This window comes from Bradyrhizobium sp. USDA 4369, from assembly GCF_054056435.1.
The window spans coordinates 3404309-3418517 of sequence record NZ_JBSRYH010000001.1 but is presented as its reverse complement, the minus strand read 5'-3'; the positions used below and the strand labels follow the sequence as shown (position 1 = coordinate 3418517).

The window sequence follows — 14209 nt, the reverse complement described above, 5'->3', positions numbered from 1 at the left end:
TCGCTGCGGCGATACCGGCGAGCTCGGCCTGCGCCGAGCCCCGGGATTCGAGGCTTACTGCTCGAAGGCAGCCTTCAGCCGGTTGAGCTGCGGCACCAGCGGATTGCCGATCGCGCTCTGGTCCGGCGGCGGGGAATGGATCGTGGCGTCGAGGCGGCGGACCCGCCCCTGCAGGCTCATCGAGCGCGCGATCAGGTCCTGCAGCTGCTGCGGCAGCTTCTCCAGGAGGTCGGCCGGCCCGGGATCTGCGGCGGTGAGCTTGACCTTGGTCTTCTCCCGATTGGCTTGACCCAGCGTCATCTCGCCTTCCTTCACGGCGCGGTGCAGCAGCAGCCAGGACGCCAGCTGCATCAGGCGCGTGGTGAGCCGCATGCTCTCGGTCGCGTAGGTCAGGCTGACGGCGCGATCCAGCGCCTTCGCTTCGTTGCGGCCGTCGCCATCGAGATAGGCGGCGGTCTCCTCGACCAGATCCATGCCCTCCCGAAACAGCGCGCCGAATGCAGCAGAATTGGTGAGCCGCTCATTGAACTGAACCAGAGCGCCATCGCCCAGCAAACGGTCCGACATGGTTAACGCCTCATAAACGCGACTGATTTACGCAATCCGGCCACCGCGCCGGTATGATGAACAAATCATTGCGCGACGGCTTTTCAGAGTCCAGCGGCAACGCCTTTTATGGTTTCCACGGCGTGGGGCGAGCGTCCTTCATACCGCTCGTGATGCGAGCAACGGTAGCTGGACAACGCAAAAAAAGAGCCGCCGTTTCCGGCGGCTTTTGAAGTTGATAACAGGGAGGCGTCAAACAGAGTGGACAGGAGCCACTCGGTGTCCAAACGAGGACGGTTCCGGTTGTAAACCCGAAAGCTTAATCAACCGTAAATGGCGAAAATTTTTCAAACTTCATTAGCCATGTCGGCCACTGGCCGACCGTAACTCGCCGACCGTATTTTTACCTGCTGGAACAGGTCAGGATTTAAAGATGCTGGCGGCGGCGTCGCGCGATGCGCGCTTCTTGGCCAGCGCCTGCTCGATCCGCTCGATCTCGCTCCGCAGCAGCACAATGCGGCCGGTCAGCTCCTCGACGGAGAGCATTGCGAGATCCTGCCCGATCTCATGTGACCCTGCCTTGCGCGGCCGATCGTCGTCCTCGTTTGCCATCGCACCCTCCTCCCGGTTGCCAGCCCGGCCCCGGCTGGCTTAAGCACGCCCAGCACACCGTCTCAACATCCTGATCTCAACGTCGTGCTGAAGGACATCTCATGGAACAGCTGCCCGCGCAAATGACCGTGGTCGCCATCAGCAAGCCGGGTGGCCCCGAGGTACTGCAGCCCGAGGCCCGGCCGGTTCCCAAGCCGGGTCCCGGCGAAATCCTGATCAAGGTGAAGGCTGCGGGGGTCAACCGTCCCGACGTCGCCCAGCGCTCCGGCAGCTACCCGCCGCCGCCAGGCGCCAGCGACCTGCCGGGCCTGGAGGTCGCGGGCGAAGTGGTGGCGCTCGGCGACGGCGCTGTGCGGCATAGGCTCGGCGATCATGTGATGTCGCTGGTCGCCGGCGGCGGCTACGCCGAATATTGCATCGCCCAGGACGCGCAGGCGATGGCCGTGCCGTCGGCCCTGTCGATCCTGGAGGCCGGCGCCCTCCCCGAGACGTTGATGACGGTGTGGCATAACGTGTTCGAGCGCGGCGGACTGACCGCGGGCGAGACCCTGCTGGTTCATGGCGGCTCGTCCGGCATCGGCACCATGGCGATCCAGCTCGCCAAGGCGTTCGGCGCCAAGGTGCTGGTCACCGTCGGCTCGACGGACAAGGCGGCTGCCTGCGTCAAGCTCGGCGCCGACCGTGCCATCAACTACAAGACGGAAGATTTCGTCGCCGTGGTCAAGGAAGCGACCGGCGGCAAGGGCGCCAACGTCATCCTCGACATGGTCGGCGGCGACTATATCGAGCGCAATTACGACGCCGCGGCCACCGATGGCCGCATCGTTCAGATCGCCTTCCTGGGTAGCCCCAAGGCGACCGTGAACTTCGTCAAGCTGATGGTGAAGCGCCTCACGCACACCGGATCGACCTTGCGCCCGCGCAGCAACGCCGACAAAGCGGCGATGGTGGCGGCGATCGAGGCCAAAGTGATGCCGTTGCTGCGCGAGGGCCGCATCAAGCCGCTGATGGACTCGACCTTTCCGCTGGTCGAGGCTGCGAAAGCGCATGCGCGCATGGAGACCAGCCAACATATTGGCAAAATTGTGTTGGAAATCTAGGCGCGGTCTAAACAGAGCGTGTTTGGAAACTCTTTGTTTTTCCTCGCTTTCGTGCCAATGATCGCGCACATCTGAACCGTGCCTGGAACGGCTCCAAATCCTTTGCGAACGTTGCGTTAGGTTTGATCTGTTTCGCTGGGGTTTGGCGTCGAACGCGGAGATTTGACATTGCGTCTGATCAGGTGCCTGGCGTCATTGGCGCTGGGCCTCGTGATGTGTGGTGCCGCTGCCCCCGCTCAGGCCGTTGACGCCGTCAGCGTCCGCAGCGACGCGCCTGCCATCGACCTGACCGGCATTCTCGATCATCAGCGCAGCGAGAACGACCGCATCCAGGTCTCCACCGCGCCCGGCACCGACGGCATCGTGCGCCGCATCGAGGTGCGGGCCCGCGAAGGCGGCCAGCACTGGATCGTGTTTGCGCTCGCCAACAATACCGACGACCAGCTCGACCGCCTGATCGTCGCGCCGCATTACCGCGTCGTCGGCTCCGGCGTGTTCTGGCCCGATCTCGGCCTGTCGCGCATCGCCACCATCACGCCTTCGATCGGCGACCTGCCCGAGCGGCAGGAGAGCCCGACCGCCGACGTCTTCCGCGTCACGCTCGATCCCGGCTCGGTCGTCACCTTCGTGGCTGAACTGCGCACCGACAAGCTGCCGCAGCTGTATCTGTGGGAGCCCGAGGCCTACAAGGACAAGGTCAACTCGTTCACGCTGTACCAGGGCATCGTGATCGGCATTTCCGGCCTGCTGGCGCTGGTGCTCACCATCCTGTTCGTGGTCAAGGGCAGCATCATGTTCCCGGCCGCCGCGGCGCTGGCCTGGGCGGTGCTGGTCTATATCGGCGTCGATTTCGGCTTCTGGGGCAAGGTCCTGGACATGTCGAACAATGCCGAGCGGGTCTGGCGCGCCTCCGGCGAGGCGATCCTCGCCGCCACCTTGCTGGTGTTCCTGTTCGCCTATCTCAATCTGTCGCGCTGGCACGTTCGCTACTCGCACATCACGCTGGGCTGGCTGTTCTTCCTCGGCTCACTGGTCGCGGTGGCGCTGTTCGATCCGGCGGTGGCCTCGGGCATCGCGCGGATGTCGCTGCTATTGATCGCCGTGCTCGGCTTCGCGCTGATCGTCTATCTCTCCAGCCATGGCTTCGACCGCGCGGTGCTGCTGATCCCGACCTGGTTCCTGCTGGCGGTCTGGGTCGGCGCCGCCGGCATGACGGTGGCCGGCCAGGTCACCAACGATATCGTCGGTCCGGCGCTGCTCGGCGGCCTCGTGCTGATCGTGATGCTGATCGGCTTCACGGTCATGCAGCACGCCTTCGCGGGCGGCGGCGCCAGCACCGGCATCGTGTCCGACGTCGAGCGGCGCGCGCTGGCGCTGGCCGGCTCGGGCGACCTGATCTGGGACTGGGACGTCTCCGCCGACAAGGTGTTCACCAGCCCGGAGACCGAGAGCCTGCTCGGCCTCAAGCGCGGCACGCTCGAAGGCCCGGCGGCGAAATGGCTCGAGGTGCTGCACCCGCTCGATCAGGACCGCTTCCGCGCCGCGCTGGACAGCGTGCTCGACCAGCGCCGTGGCCGCCTAGTGCAGGACTTCCGGCTGCGGACGCCGGATGGTCACTTCATGTGGTTCGCGCTGAAGGCGCGCCCGGTGGTCGGCTCCGACGGCGAGGTCTCGCGCGTGGTTGGCACACTGACCGACGTGACCGAGTTCAAGAATGCCGAGGAGCGCCTGCTCCACGACAGCGTGCATGACAATCTGACCGGCCTGCCCAACCGCAAGCTGTTCATCGATCGCCTCGCCGCCGTCGCCAATTTCGCCAAGTCGATGCCGACCCTGCGGCCGACCCTGATGGTGATCGATCTCGACCGCTTCAAGCAGGTCAACGATTCCGTCGGCATCGCCGTCGGCGATTCCATCCTGCTGACGCTGGCGCGGCGGCTGTCGCGCACGCTCAAGCCGCAGGACACGCTGGCGCGGCTGGCCGGCGACCAGTTCGGCCTGATCCTGTTGTCCGAACAGGACCCGGCGCGCATCACCGCCTTCGCCGAGACCATCCGCAAGACCATCCGCGCCCCGATCGCCTTCAACGAGCGCGAAATCTTTCTGACCGCCTCGATCGGCCTCGCTTTGTCCGACCCGCAGGTGCAGCTGTCGGAGGACATCATCAAGGATGCCGAGCTTGCGATGTATCATTCCAAGCGGATCGGCGGCGACCGCATCGACGTCTACAAGCCGGCGATGCGCGCCCCGCAAGAACGACCGCCTGACCCTGGAGAGCGAGCTGCGCCGCTCGATCGAACGCCAGGAGATCACGATCCTGTACCAGCCGATCGTGCGGCTGGAGGATCGCTCGATCGCCGGCTTCGAGGCCCTGGCGCGCTGGGATCATCCGAAGCTCGGCCGGATGTCGCCGAACGAGTTCATCACCATCGCCGAGGAGATCGGGCTGATCGTCGATCTCGGCACCTTCGTGCTCGACCAGACCGCGCGGCAGCTCTCGGTGTGGCAGCGCGCGACGCGCCTGCGCGAGCCGATCTTCGCCAGCGTCAACGTCTCCTCGCGGCAGCTGCTGCGCCACGACCTCATCCACGACATCCGCTCGGTGCTGGCGCGCTCGTCGGTCGCTCGCGGCTCGCTCAAGATCGAGCTGACGGAATCGCTGGTGATGGAAAACCCGGAACATGCCGCGCAGATGCTGACGCGCATCCGCGAGCTCGGCGTCGGCCTGTCGATCGACGATTTCGGCACCGGCCATTCCTCGCTCGCTTATCTGCAGCGCTTCCCGTTCGACACGTTGAAGATCGACCAGTCGTTCGTGCGCACCACCGCGCGCGGCACCCGCCCGGTGATCCTCAAATCGATCATCGCGCTGGCCCATGATCTCGGCATGGACGTGGTGGCGGAAGGCGCGGAGTCGGATTCCGACGCCGTGGAGCTCTATCAGCTCGGCTGCGAATATGCCCAAGGCTACGTCTTCGGCGAGCCTATGGATGCCGATGCCGCGATGCGGCTCTTGACCGAAGAGCGGCTGGAAGCCGCGAGCTGAGACGCCCACGGGCATCGCACGCCGTCTTCGGGCCCGCTCAATCCATCTCGAATTGCGACAGCGCCGCCAGCGCGCGGCGATAATTGTCGGAGCCGAGCCGGCCCGCCACCCGCTTTTCGTGGGCGGCCACGAGGGCGTTGGCCTTCTTCAGGATCAGGCGGCCGCGCGGCGTCAGGCCGAGCGCATGCGCCCGGCGGTCATGCTCGGAGCGCTCGCGCACGATCAGGCCGCTCTGCTGCAGATCGTCGAGCAGCCCGACCATCCGGGCACGCTCGATGCCCAGCGCGCCGGCGACCGCGATCTGCGTCGTGCCTGGATTGGCCGCGATCGTCTCCAGGATGGAATAGAGGATGACGTCGAGCTCCACCGCGGCCAGCGCCGCATTGACGTCGCGGAAGATCCAATGCTGGAGACGACGGACGAAATAGCCGAGATGGTTCTCGAGCTCGCCGAGCCCGATCTCCCCGCTCGGCTTCGCGGCGTCGCGTTGGGCTCCGGCGTTCACGCTCTTGGACATGATTTCTCGCTGCCGTGGACATCCATGCCTAGACCGGCGACATCGTCAGAACAAGCCGCCACAAAAGGTCACATTCACAATAATTGCAAACCACAATCATTCTGCTAGTCTTTCCCGCAACGAATACCAAATGGGAGGGACAAGCCATGTCGGCCTCGACAGCGGCTGCACGCGTGACGACAGCGCCGCGACCGTGTGCAACAGCGGATAGCCTATCTTGCTGCGACGCATTCTCTGGCCTCGTATCGGCGACGGCCGCTCGGAATGCGGAGGCGCGCAATGGCTAGCGCCGAACGCCAGATCCTCTCCGTACCTTCGATGTTCGCCGAGCCCGCAATCGAGGCCGTCAGGCGCGATGATGGCGCGATCATCCTGCGCTCACGCACAGCGCTCGCGCCGGCTGCGCGCTGCAGCGGCGAATGGCTGGAGCACTGGGCGCGCAGCGTCCCTGACCGGACCTTCCTGGCCGAGCGCCGTGGTGACGGCTGGACAGGGCTGACCTATGGCGAAACGCGCGCGCAGGTGCGCGCCGCGGCGGCCTGGATGCTGGCGCAAGGCCTCGGCCCCGATCGTCCGCTCGCGATTCTCTCCGACAACAGCATCGCGCATGCCGTGCTGGCGCTGGCCGCGCAGCATGTCGGCGTCACCGTCAGTGCGATCTCGCCGGCCTACTCGCTGATGTCGACCGACCATGAGAAGCTGCGCGCGATGATCCGGCTGCTCGATCCCGGCGCGATCTTCGTTGCGCAACGCGCGCCGTTCGCGCCTGCGCTGAGCGCGATCGAGAGCCTCCACCGGGCGACCATCATCGCCGGTGACGGGGATGGCACGAGCGCCGTGCCGCTGCAGACCCTGATCGCGACAACACCGGGCCCCGAAGTGGACCACGCCTTCGCCGCCGTCACGCCGGACACGGTCGCCAAGCTGCTGTTCACCTCCGGCTCCACCGGGCAGCCCAAGGCGGTGATCAACACGCAGCGCATGATGACGACCAGCCAGCAGGCCAAGGCGCAATTGTGGACGTTCCTGCGCGAGGTCGAAGGCGGCCCGGTCATCGTCGACTGGCTGCCCTGGAGCCACACCTTCGGCGCCAATCACAACTTCAACCTGGTGCTGAGCCAGGGCGGTTCGCTCTATATCGACGGTGGCAAGCCGGCCCCCGGTCTGTTCGACACCTCGCTCGCCAATCTCCGCAGCAAAGTGCCAACGATCTATTTCAACGTGCCGCGTGGCTTCGACATGCTGGTCGCCGCGCTGAAGACCGATGACGATCTTCGCCAGCAATTCTTCTCCGGCGTCAGATGCATTTTCTACGCAGCCGCGGCGCTGCCGCAGAACCTGTGGGACGCGCTCAACGAGATGAGCCTGGCCAGCGTCGGGCGGCCGGCTCCGCTGCTGTCGGCCTGGGGGGCGACCGAGACCTCGCCGCTGGCGACTGATTGTCACTTCTTCGCCGAGCGTGCCGGCAATATTGGCGTGCCGATTCCCGGCACGGAGCTGAAGCTGGTGCCCTCGGGCGAGAAGCTCGAAATCCGGGTGCGCGGGCCCAATGTGACGCCGGGCTATTGGAAGGCGCCGGAGCTGACGGCCGCAGCCTTCGACGGCGAAGGCTTCTACAAGATCGGCGATGCCGTGAAGTTCGCCGATCCGGAGCATCCGGAGCGCGGCCTGTTCTTCGACGGCCGCATCACCGAGGATTTCAAGCTCAGCTCGGGCACCTGGGTGAATGTCGGCGCGCTGCGCGTCGCCGGGATCGCGGCGCTGGCGCCGCTGGCCCAGGACATTGTGGTCGCCGGCCATGGCACGGACGAGGTGCATTTCCTGGTCGTCCCGAATATCCCCGCCTGCCGCAGCAAGGCCACGCTCGCAAACACGGCCTCGGTCGGCGAGGTGCTCGCGCATCCGGCAGTCCGCGACGCGATCGCGGAAGGAATGGCAAAGCTGCGCATGGAGGCGGTCGGCTCATCGCGCTACGCCATGCGCGCGCTGCTGATGGCCGAGCCGCCGTCGCTCGATGCCGGCGAGATCACCGACAAGGGCTACATCAATCAGCGCGCGGTGCTCTCCCGTCGGAGCGACCTGGTCGCCAGGCTGCAGGACGATGCGGCATCCGACCTGATCCGGCTGGCGTAGGCGGCTGAGCCACCAGGTCAGCTGGTTGCAAAGCCGCACGCGTAGAGAAGCCCGAAACGCATGAGCGCGGCGTCGATCCTGTTCGCCGCATCTCGATGAGTCCGCTTTGGGGATCTCAGACACGACACGAGACGGTGCCCGTGTATCCGCTTCGACCTACAACCGCTTGAGCGGTCCGCCACGTGCCTAACAACTAATCAGGACCAATCATCGGTTGAAGTTGCGTTCCATCCGCGTGCGAAAGCCCGTGAAACTACGGAGAACGGCGCAGATCCTGCAATGCACGACCATCCGCACTTAACCGGGCATCAACTGCGTTTCCTTAAAGTCGTCCGCATCTACCCTCTTGCCCGGACCGTGCCATGGCTCAGCCGCGCTTCTCGCTTGCCCTCCGTCTCTACGCGATCATCGGGCTCTCCTTCTGCGGGCTCGCCGGCCTCGCCGCGACGCAAAGCCAAAATCTCGCCACGGCTCTGCAGGAGCAGCGGCAGAGCGAGCTCGCGCATCTGACCCAGACCGCGCTCAGCATCGCGCGCGAGGAGTATGACGCGATCGCGCGCGACAAGGTGGCACCCGACGTCGCGCAGAAGAAGGCCGCCGAGCGGATCGGCAAGCTGCGCTATGGCAGCGGCGACTACTTCTGGATCAACGACATGGGTCCGAAGATGGTGATGCATCCGGTCAAGCCGGAGCTGAATGGCCAGAACCTCGCCGACAACAAGGATCCGAACGGCAAACGATTGTTCATGGAGATGGTCGATGTCGTCAAGCGCCAGGGCGCCGGCGTCGTCGACTACATGTGGCCGAAGCCCGGCAAGGACGCGCCGCAGCCCAAGTTGTCCTACGTCGCCGGCTTCGAGCCCTGGGGCTGGATCATCGGCACCGGCGTCTATGTCGACGATCTCGAAGCGCAGATGTGGGAGAGCAAGCGCGGCGTGTTCATCGCCGCCATGCTGGTGATGCTGATCATCGGATCGATCACCCTGATCATCGCGCGGCGGATGTCGTCGGCCCTCGCCTCCATGAGCGGCGCGCTGACCGAGCTCGGCCACGGCAATTTCGAGATCAAGCTGCCGGGCCTCAACCGCAGTGACGAACTCGGCGACATGGCGCGCTCGATCGAGCAGTTCAGGCAGAAGACCGAGGAGAAGGCGCGACAGACGGCGATGCTCGAGGACGAGCAGCGCCAGGTCGCCGAGCGGATCAAGAGCAAGGCTTTACAGGAGATGGCCGAGGCGGTCGAGCACGCTGCCAGCACGGCTGTCGGCGAGGTCGCCGAAGGGACCGGCCATATGGCCAGCAACGCCAAGTCGATGACGGAGAGCGCGCTGACGCTGGAGCGGAATTCCAGCAGCGTCGCGGCTGCGGCCGAGCAGGCGCTGGCCACGACGCAGACCGTGGCGAAGGCCTCGTCGCAGCTGGCCGTGTCGATCGCGCAGATCTCCAGCCAGGTCAACGCATCGCGCGAGCTCACGCGCAAGGCCGTCGCAACCTCGTCGGAGGCCCAGGCGACGATCGCGAAACTGTCCGAGGCCGCCGACAAGGTCGGCGCCGTGACCAGCCTGATCAGCGAGATTGCGGGCCAGACCAACCTGCTGGCGCTGAACGCGACCATCGAGGCGGCCCGCGCCGGCGATGCCGGCCGCGGCTTCGCCGTCGTGGCCTCCGAGGTCAAGTCGCTCGCCGAGCAGACCGCGAAGGCGACCAGCGAGATCGCGCAACAGATCGCCGAGATCCAGGAGTCGACGCGCGCCTCGGTCTCGTCGATCGGCGCCATTGGCGAAGTCATCCGCAATGTCGAAGCAGTGTCCACCGGCATTGCCGATGCGATCCAGGCGCAGAACAGCGTGACCATGGAGATTTCGCGTACAGTCGAGGAGACCTCGGCCGCGGCGCGCGAGGTCGCAACCCAGATCGCGGAGGTCTCGCGCGAGGCCAGCGAGGCCGGCCGGCGCTCGACCGATATCCGTGACGGATCGACCAATGTCGCCGACAAGGTGCAGCGGCTTCGTACCGAGCTGGTGCGGGTGATCCGGACCTCGACCGCCGATGTCGATCGCCGCCTGTCGACGCGACTGAACATCAACCGCCCAGGTACGTTGCAGGTGAATGGCGACCCGATTGCAGTGACCGTGCGCAACCTGTCGCTCGGCGGCGCGCTGCTCGAGCAGATTCCGGTCCGGCTGTCGATCAACACGCCGGTCGCGCTCGGAATCACCGGCATGGTCTCGGATCTGCCGGGCACCGTGACCCGCGTCAGCGATCGCACGGCCCTCGTCCAGTTCACACTGAACGCGGAGCAGGCGGCGCGCCTGACGGCGCTGATCTCCGATCGTCAGGCCGCCTGAGCTCGCGGCTTCATCTCACCGGAAATGGCAGGCGACGAGATGCCCCTCGGCGCTCGCCTTCAGCGGCGGCACCTCCTTGCTGCAGACATCCTTGGCGATGGGACAGCGGGTATGGAAGTGACAGCCCGACGGCGGATCGATCGGGCTCGGCACCTCGCCCTTGAGCCGGATGCGCTTGCGCTTGACGCTCGGATCCGGGATCGGCACCGCCGACAGCAGCGCTTCGGTGTAAGGATGCTTCGGTGCCGCATAGAGCAGCCGTGACGGTGCGGTCTCGACGATGCGGCCGAGATACATCACCGCGACGCGGCGGCTGATATGCTCGACCACCGAGAGGTCGTGGGCGACGAACAGATAGGCGATGCCGAACTTCTGCTGCAGGTCCTCGAGCAGATTGATGACCTGCGCCTGGATCGAGACGTCCAGCGCCGACACCGGCTCATCGCAAATGATCAGCTTGGGCTCGACCGCGATCGCGCGTGCAATGCCGATGCGCTGGCGCTGGCCGCCGGAGAATTCGTGCGGATAGCGCGTCATATGATCGGCCTGCAGGCCGACGGTCTCGAGCAGATGGACGATGCGCTCTTCGTATTTCTGGCGCGAGGCGGCGAGGCCATGGATCGTCAACGCCTCGCCAATGATGGCGCCGATGGTCATGCGCGGATTGAGCGAGGCGTAGGGATCCTGAAAGATGATCTGGATGTCGCGGCGCAGCGCGCGCAGGCTCTCGCCGGACAGCGCGATCACGTCCTTGCCTTCGAATATCAGTTCGCCCGAGCTCGGCTCGATCAGCCGGAGCACGCAGCGGCCGGTGGTCGACTTGCCGCAACCGGACTCGCCGACCAGGCCGAACGTCTCGCTCGGTTCGATGTGGAAGCTGACGCCGTCGACGGCGCGCACGCTGCCGATCTGGCGCTTCAACAATCCGCCCCGGATCGGAAACGCCTTGGTCAGGTTGCGCACGCTGAGCAAAGGCGCCGGTGCGGTGGCGGGAGCAATGGCGGTGTCGGTCATCACAGCAACGTCTCTTCGGCGCGGATGCACGCCACCTTGTGGCCGGGCTCGATCTCGCGCAGCTCGGGCTGCGCGCGCGTGCACTCGGGAATAGCGAAGCGGCAGCGCGAGGCGAAGCGGCAGCCTTCGGGCGGATTGATCAGCTTCGGCACGCTGCCCGGAATGCTCTCGAGCCGGCTTTTCTTCACCGCGGCGAGATCGATCCGCGGAATCGAGCGGATCAGACCCTGGGTGTAGGGATGCCGCGGATTGGCGAACAGGCGCTCGACCGGCGCCTCTTCGGCCACCCGGCCCGCGTACATGACCACCACACGCTGGGCGACCTCGGCGACGACGCCCATCGCGTGGGTGATCAGCATGATCGACATCCCGAGCCGCTCCTTCATGTCGAGCAGCAGATCGAGGATCTGGGCCTGGATCGTCACGTCCAGCGCGGTGGTCGGTTCGTCCGCGATCAGGAGCTTCGGATTGCACGACAGCGCCATCGCGATCATCACCCGCTGGCGCTGGCCGCCTGAGAAGTGATGCGGATAGTCGTGAATGCGGCGCTGCGGGTTGGGAAGCTGCACCAGCGCCAGCATCTCCGCCGCGCGCTCCATCGCCGCCTTCTTGGACAGGCCCTGATGCAGCCGGATCACCTCGGCGATCTGGTCCCCAACGGTGTAGACCGGATTGAGCGAGGTCATCGGCTCCTGGAACACGATCGCGATCTCGCTGGCGCGGATCTTGTTCATCTCGGAGGAGCCGAGCGGTACCAGGTCGCGGCCCTGCCACAGGATCTGCCCGCCGACGATGCGGCCCGGCGGCATCGCGATCAGCTTCAGCACCGACATCGCGGTCACGGTCTTGCCCGAGCCGGACTCGCCGACCACGCACAGGGTCTCGCCACGGTTGATCGAGATATCGACGCCGTCGACAGCCTGGACCTGGCCTTCGTCGCTGTTGAAATAGGTCTTCAGCCCCTTGATCTCGAGGAGCGGTGCGACACGCGCGTCCATCACATCACCTTCCGCGGATCGAGCGCATCGCGCAGGCCATCGCCGATGAAATTGATCGCGATCACGGTCAGGAAGATCGCGCCGCCGGCGAACAGCGCCCAATGCGGCGCGATGTCGAGATAGTCCTTGGCGTCGAACAACAACCGGCCCCAGGTCGGAATATCCGGCGGGAAGCCGAGACCGAGGAACGACAGCGTCGATTCCGCGATGATCGCCGCTGCGACGTCGATAGTGCCGGCGACGATCACCGGACCGAGCGCATTGGGCAGGATGTGGCGAATGACGAGGCGGATGTTGGAGGCACCGAGCGCGCGCGCGGCCTCGACGAACTCCTTCTCCCGCAGCGACAGGAACTGCGCGCGCACCAGGCGCGCCACCGGCATCCAGCGAAAGCCGCCGATCACCAGCACGATGAGGACGAACACGCCGCCCTCCGGCCCCAGCCAGCCTTTGAGGAAGTCGCGAAACAGATAGATGATGAGCAGCAGCAGCGGCAGCTGCGGCAGCGACAGGAACAGGTCGGTCAGCCACATCAGCGCGGCGTCGACCGGCCCCTTGGAGGTGCCGGCGAGCGCGCCGATGACGATGCCGACGATCAGCGCCACGCCCATCGCGGCGAAGCCGACCGCGAGCGAGATGCGGCCGCCATAGATCATGCGCGCCAGCAGATCCTGGCCGAGATCGTCGGTGCCGAACGGATGTTCCCAGGACGGCGGCGCCAGCCGGGCGGTGAAGTCGATCTCGTTGATCGGGATGCGCCAGAGCAGCGGGCCGAGCACGATCGACAAAGCGAGCAGCGCGAGCACGAGGATGCTCGCCGCCGCCATGCGATGGCGCAGGAAGCGGCGCAGCGCGTCGCGGCCGGGCGAGAAGCGCCGTTTGCCCGACGCGGCGACCGGCGCCGCCTCAACGGAAGGAGATGCGTGGGTCAAGCCAGCCATACAAAATGTCTGCGATGAGGTTGAAGAGAACGACGAGGCAGGCGAACACGAAGGTCACGGCCATAATGACAGGCGTGTCGTTGGCGAGGATCGCGCTGATCAGCAGCGAGCCGATGCCCGGAATGCGGAAGATCTGCTCGGTGACGATGGCGCCGCCGAACACGGTCGGCATCTGCAGCGCCACCAAGGTCACCACCGGAATCAGCGCGTTGCGCACCACGTGCTTGACGATGACCTTGCGCTCGTCGAGGGCCCTTGGCGCGCGCCGTCGTGACATAATCGAGCTTGATGACGTCGAGCACCGCGGATCGCACATAGCGGGTGTAGGACGCGGCCTGATACAGGCCGAGCACCGTGATCGGCATGATCGCCTGCTTGATGCTCTCCCACCACCATTGCCAGCCGGTCGCCTGCAGATCGGCGCGGTAGACGAACGGCAGCCAGCCGAGATTGACGCTGAAGATCAGAATCAGCAGCAGGCCGGTGAAGAAGGTCGGCAGCGAGAAGCCGATGAAGGCGAAGGTGTTGGCGATCTGGTCGAAGATCGAATAGGGCCGCCGCGCCGCCAGCACGCCGACCGGCAGCGCGACCGCCAACGCCAGGATCTGCGCAGTGCCGACCACGTAGAGCGTGGTCGGAATCCGCTGCAGGATCAGCGTGTCGACGTTGACGCGGCTGGCGAAGGAGAAGCCCCAATCGCCATGCAGCATGGCGATCAGCCAGCGCATATAGCGCAGCAGGATCGGATCGTTCATGCCGAACTTGATGCGCAGCGCCTCGCGCACCTCGGGCGGCACGTTCGGATTGGTCGCGAGCTCGCCGAACGGATCGCCCGGCGCCAGCGCGAGCAGCACGAACAGAATGAGGCTGATGCCGAGCAGGCTCGGCACGGCGACGAGGAGGCGCCTGAGAAGGTAGTTTCCCATCGCTCCCCCCCTACGATGTCTGGCTGGT

The 14209-nt window shown here is 65.8% G+C and carries 9 protein-coding genes and 2 pseudogenes; 4 read left to right on the top strand and 7 right to left on the bottom strand.

Annotated elements, in window-relative coordinates; genetic code table 11:
• Positions 1–54: 54 nt before the first annotated feature.
• Positions 55–567, bottom strand: a complete 513-nt coding sequence (rcdA, locus tag ACVIJ6_RS15445) for a protease adaptor protein RcdA (protein WP_456773394.1) — start codon at positions 565–567, stop codon at positions 55–57.
• Positions 568–966: 399 nt separating this feature from the next.
• Positions 967–1158 carry a DUF1192 domain-containing protein gene (locus ACVIJ6_RS15440; RefSeq protein ID WP_456773393.1) on the bottom strand — a complete coding sequence of 64 codons (192 nt, stop codon included), beginning with the start codon at positions 1156–1158 and terminating at the stop codon, positions 967–969.
• A 101-nt stretch (positions 1159–1259) separates the two neighbouring features.
• On the opposite strand from ACVIJ6_RS15440, the gene ACVIJ6_RS15435 reads away from it, so the two are divergent.
• Both ACVIJ6_RS15435 and ACVIJ6_RS15430 read left to right on the top strand, forming a co-directional pair.
• Positions 1260–2258: an NAD(P)H-quinone oxidoreductase gene (locus ACVIJ6_RS15435; RefSeq protein ID WP_456773392.1), complete on the top strand. Its 999-nt coding sequence runs from the start codon at positions 1260–1262 to the stop codon at positions 2256–2258.
• 168 nt (positions 2259–2426) lie between these two features.
• Positions 2427–5304: pseudogene (locus tag ACVIJ6_RS15430) on the top strand (EAL domain-containing protein).
• A gap of 37 nt (positions 5305–5341) precedes the next feature.
• On the opposite strand, the gene ACVIJ6_RS15425 reads toward ACVIJ6_RS15430, so the two are convergent.
• On the bottom strand, positions 5342–5821 hold the full coding sequence (locus tag ACVIJ6_RS15425) for a MarR family winged helix-turn-helix transcriptional regulator (RefSeq protein ID WP_456773391.1): 480 nt from the start codon (positions 5819–5821) through the stop codon (positions 5342–5344).
• A gap of 279 nt (positions 5822–6100) precedes the next feature.
• On the opposite strand from ACVIJ6_RS15425, the gene ACVIJ6_RS15420 reads away from it, so the two are divergent.
• Positions 6101–7954: a feruloyl-CoA synthase gene (locus tag ACVIJ6_RS15420; RefSeq protein WP_456773390.1), complete on the top strand. Its 1854-nt coding sequence runs from the start codon at positions 6101–6103 to the stop codon at positions 7952–7954.
• A gap of 362 nt (positions 7955–8316) precedes the next feature.
• The gene (locus ACVIJ6_RS15415; RefSeq protein WP_456773389.1) at positions 8317–10302 is read left to right on the top strand and encodes a cache domain-containing protein; all 1986 of its coding nucleotides are present in this window, start codon (positions 8317–8319) and stop codon (positions 10300–10302) included.
• A gap of 15 nt (positions 10303–10317) precedes the next feature.
• On the opposite strand, the gene ACVIJ6_RS15410 is transcribed toward ACVIJ6_RS15415, so the two are convergent.
• The 4 genes and pseudogenes from ACVIJ6_RS15410 to ACVIJ6_RS15395 form a co-directional block, all read right to left on the bottom strand.
• On the bottom strand, positions 10318–11316 hold the full coding sequence (locus ACVIJ6_RS15410) for an ABC transporter ATP-binding protein (RefSeq protein ID WP_456773388.1): 999 nt from the start codon (positions 11314–11316) through the stop codon (positions 10318–10320).
• Positions 11316–12314, bottom strand: a complete 999-nt coding sequence (locus ACVIJ6_RS15405) for an ABC transporter ATP-binding protein (RefSeq protein WP_456773387.1) — start codon at positions 12312–12314, stop codon at positions 11316–11318. The genes ACVIJ6_RS15410 and ACVIJ6_RS15405 overlap by 1 nt, the downstream gene beginning before the upstream one ends.
• Complete coding sequence (locus ACVIJ6_RS15400; protein WP_456773386.1) at positions 12314–13255, bottom strand: ABC transporter permease; 942 nt, start codon at positions 13253–13255, stop codon at positions 12314–12316. Before ACVIJ6_RS15400 ends, ACVIJ6_RS15405 begins: the two co-directional genes overlap by 1 nt.
• Positions 13221–14181: pseudogene (locus tag ACVIJ6_RS15395) on the bottom strand (ABC transporter permease). The gene ACVIJ6_RS15400 and the pseudogene ACVIJ6_RS15395 overlap by 35 nt, the downstream one beginning before the upstream one ends.
• Positions 14182–14209 lie beyond the last annotated feature (28 nt).

Coding starts and splice junctions, on each gene's coding strand:
- rcdA (WP_456773394.1), bottom strand. CDS start 567: ATGTCGGACCGTTTGCTGGGCGATGGCGCTCTGGTTCAGTTCAATGAG.
- ACVIJ6_RS15440 (WP_456773393.1), bottom strand. CDS start 1,158: ATGGCAAACGAGGACGACGATCGGCCGCGCAAGGCAGGGTCACATGAG.
- ACVIJ6_RS15435 (WP_456773392.1), top strand. CDS start 1,260: ATGGAACAGCTGCCCGCGCAAATGACCGTGGTCGCCATCAGCAAGCCG.
- ACVIJ6_RS15425 (WP_456773391.1), bottom strand. CDS start 5,821: ATGTCCAAGAGCGTGAACGCCGGAGCCCAACGCGACGCCGCGAAGCCG.
- ACVIJ6_RS15420 (WP_456773390.1), top strand. CDS start 6,101: ATGGCTAGCGCCGAACGCCAGATCCTCTCCGTACCTTCGATGTTCGCC.
- ACVIJ6_RS15415 (WP_456773389.1), top strand. CDS start 8,317: ATGGCTCAGCCGCGCTTCTCGCTTGCCCTCCGTCTCTACGCGATCATC.
- ACVIJ6_RS15410 (WP_456773388.1), bottom strand. CDS start 11,316: ATGACCGACACCGCCATTGCTCCCGCCACCGCACCGGCGCCTTTGCTC.
- ACVIJ6_RS15405 (WP_456773387.1), bottom strand. CDS start 12,314: ATGGACGCGCGTGTCGCACCGCTCCTCGAGATCAAGGGGCTGAAGACC.
- ACVIJ6_RS15400 (WP_456773386.1), bottom strand. CDS start 13,255: ATGGCTGGCTTGACCCACGCATCTCCTTCCGTTGAGGCGGCGCCGGTC.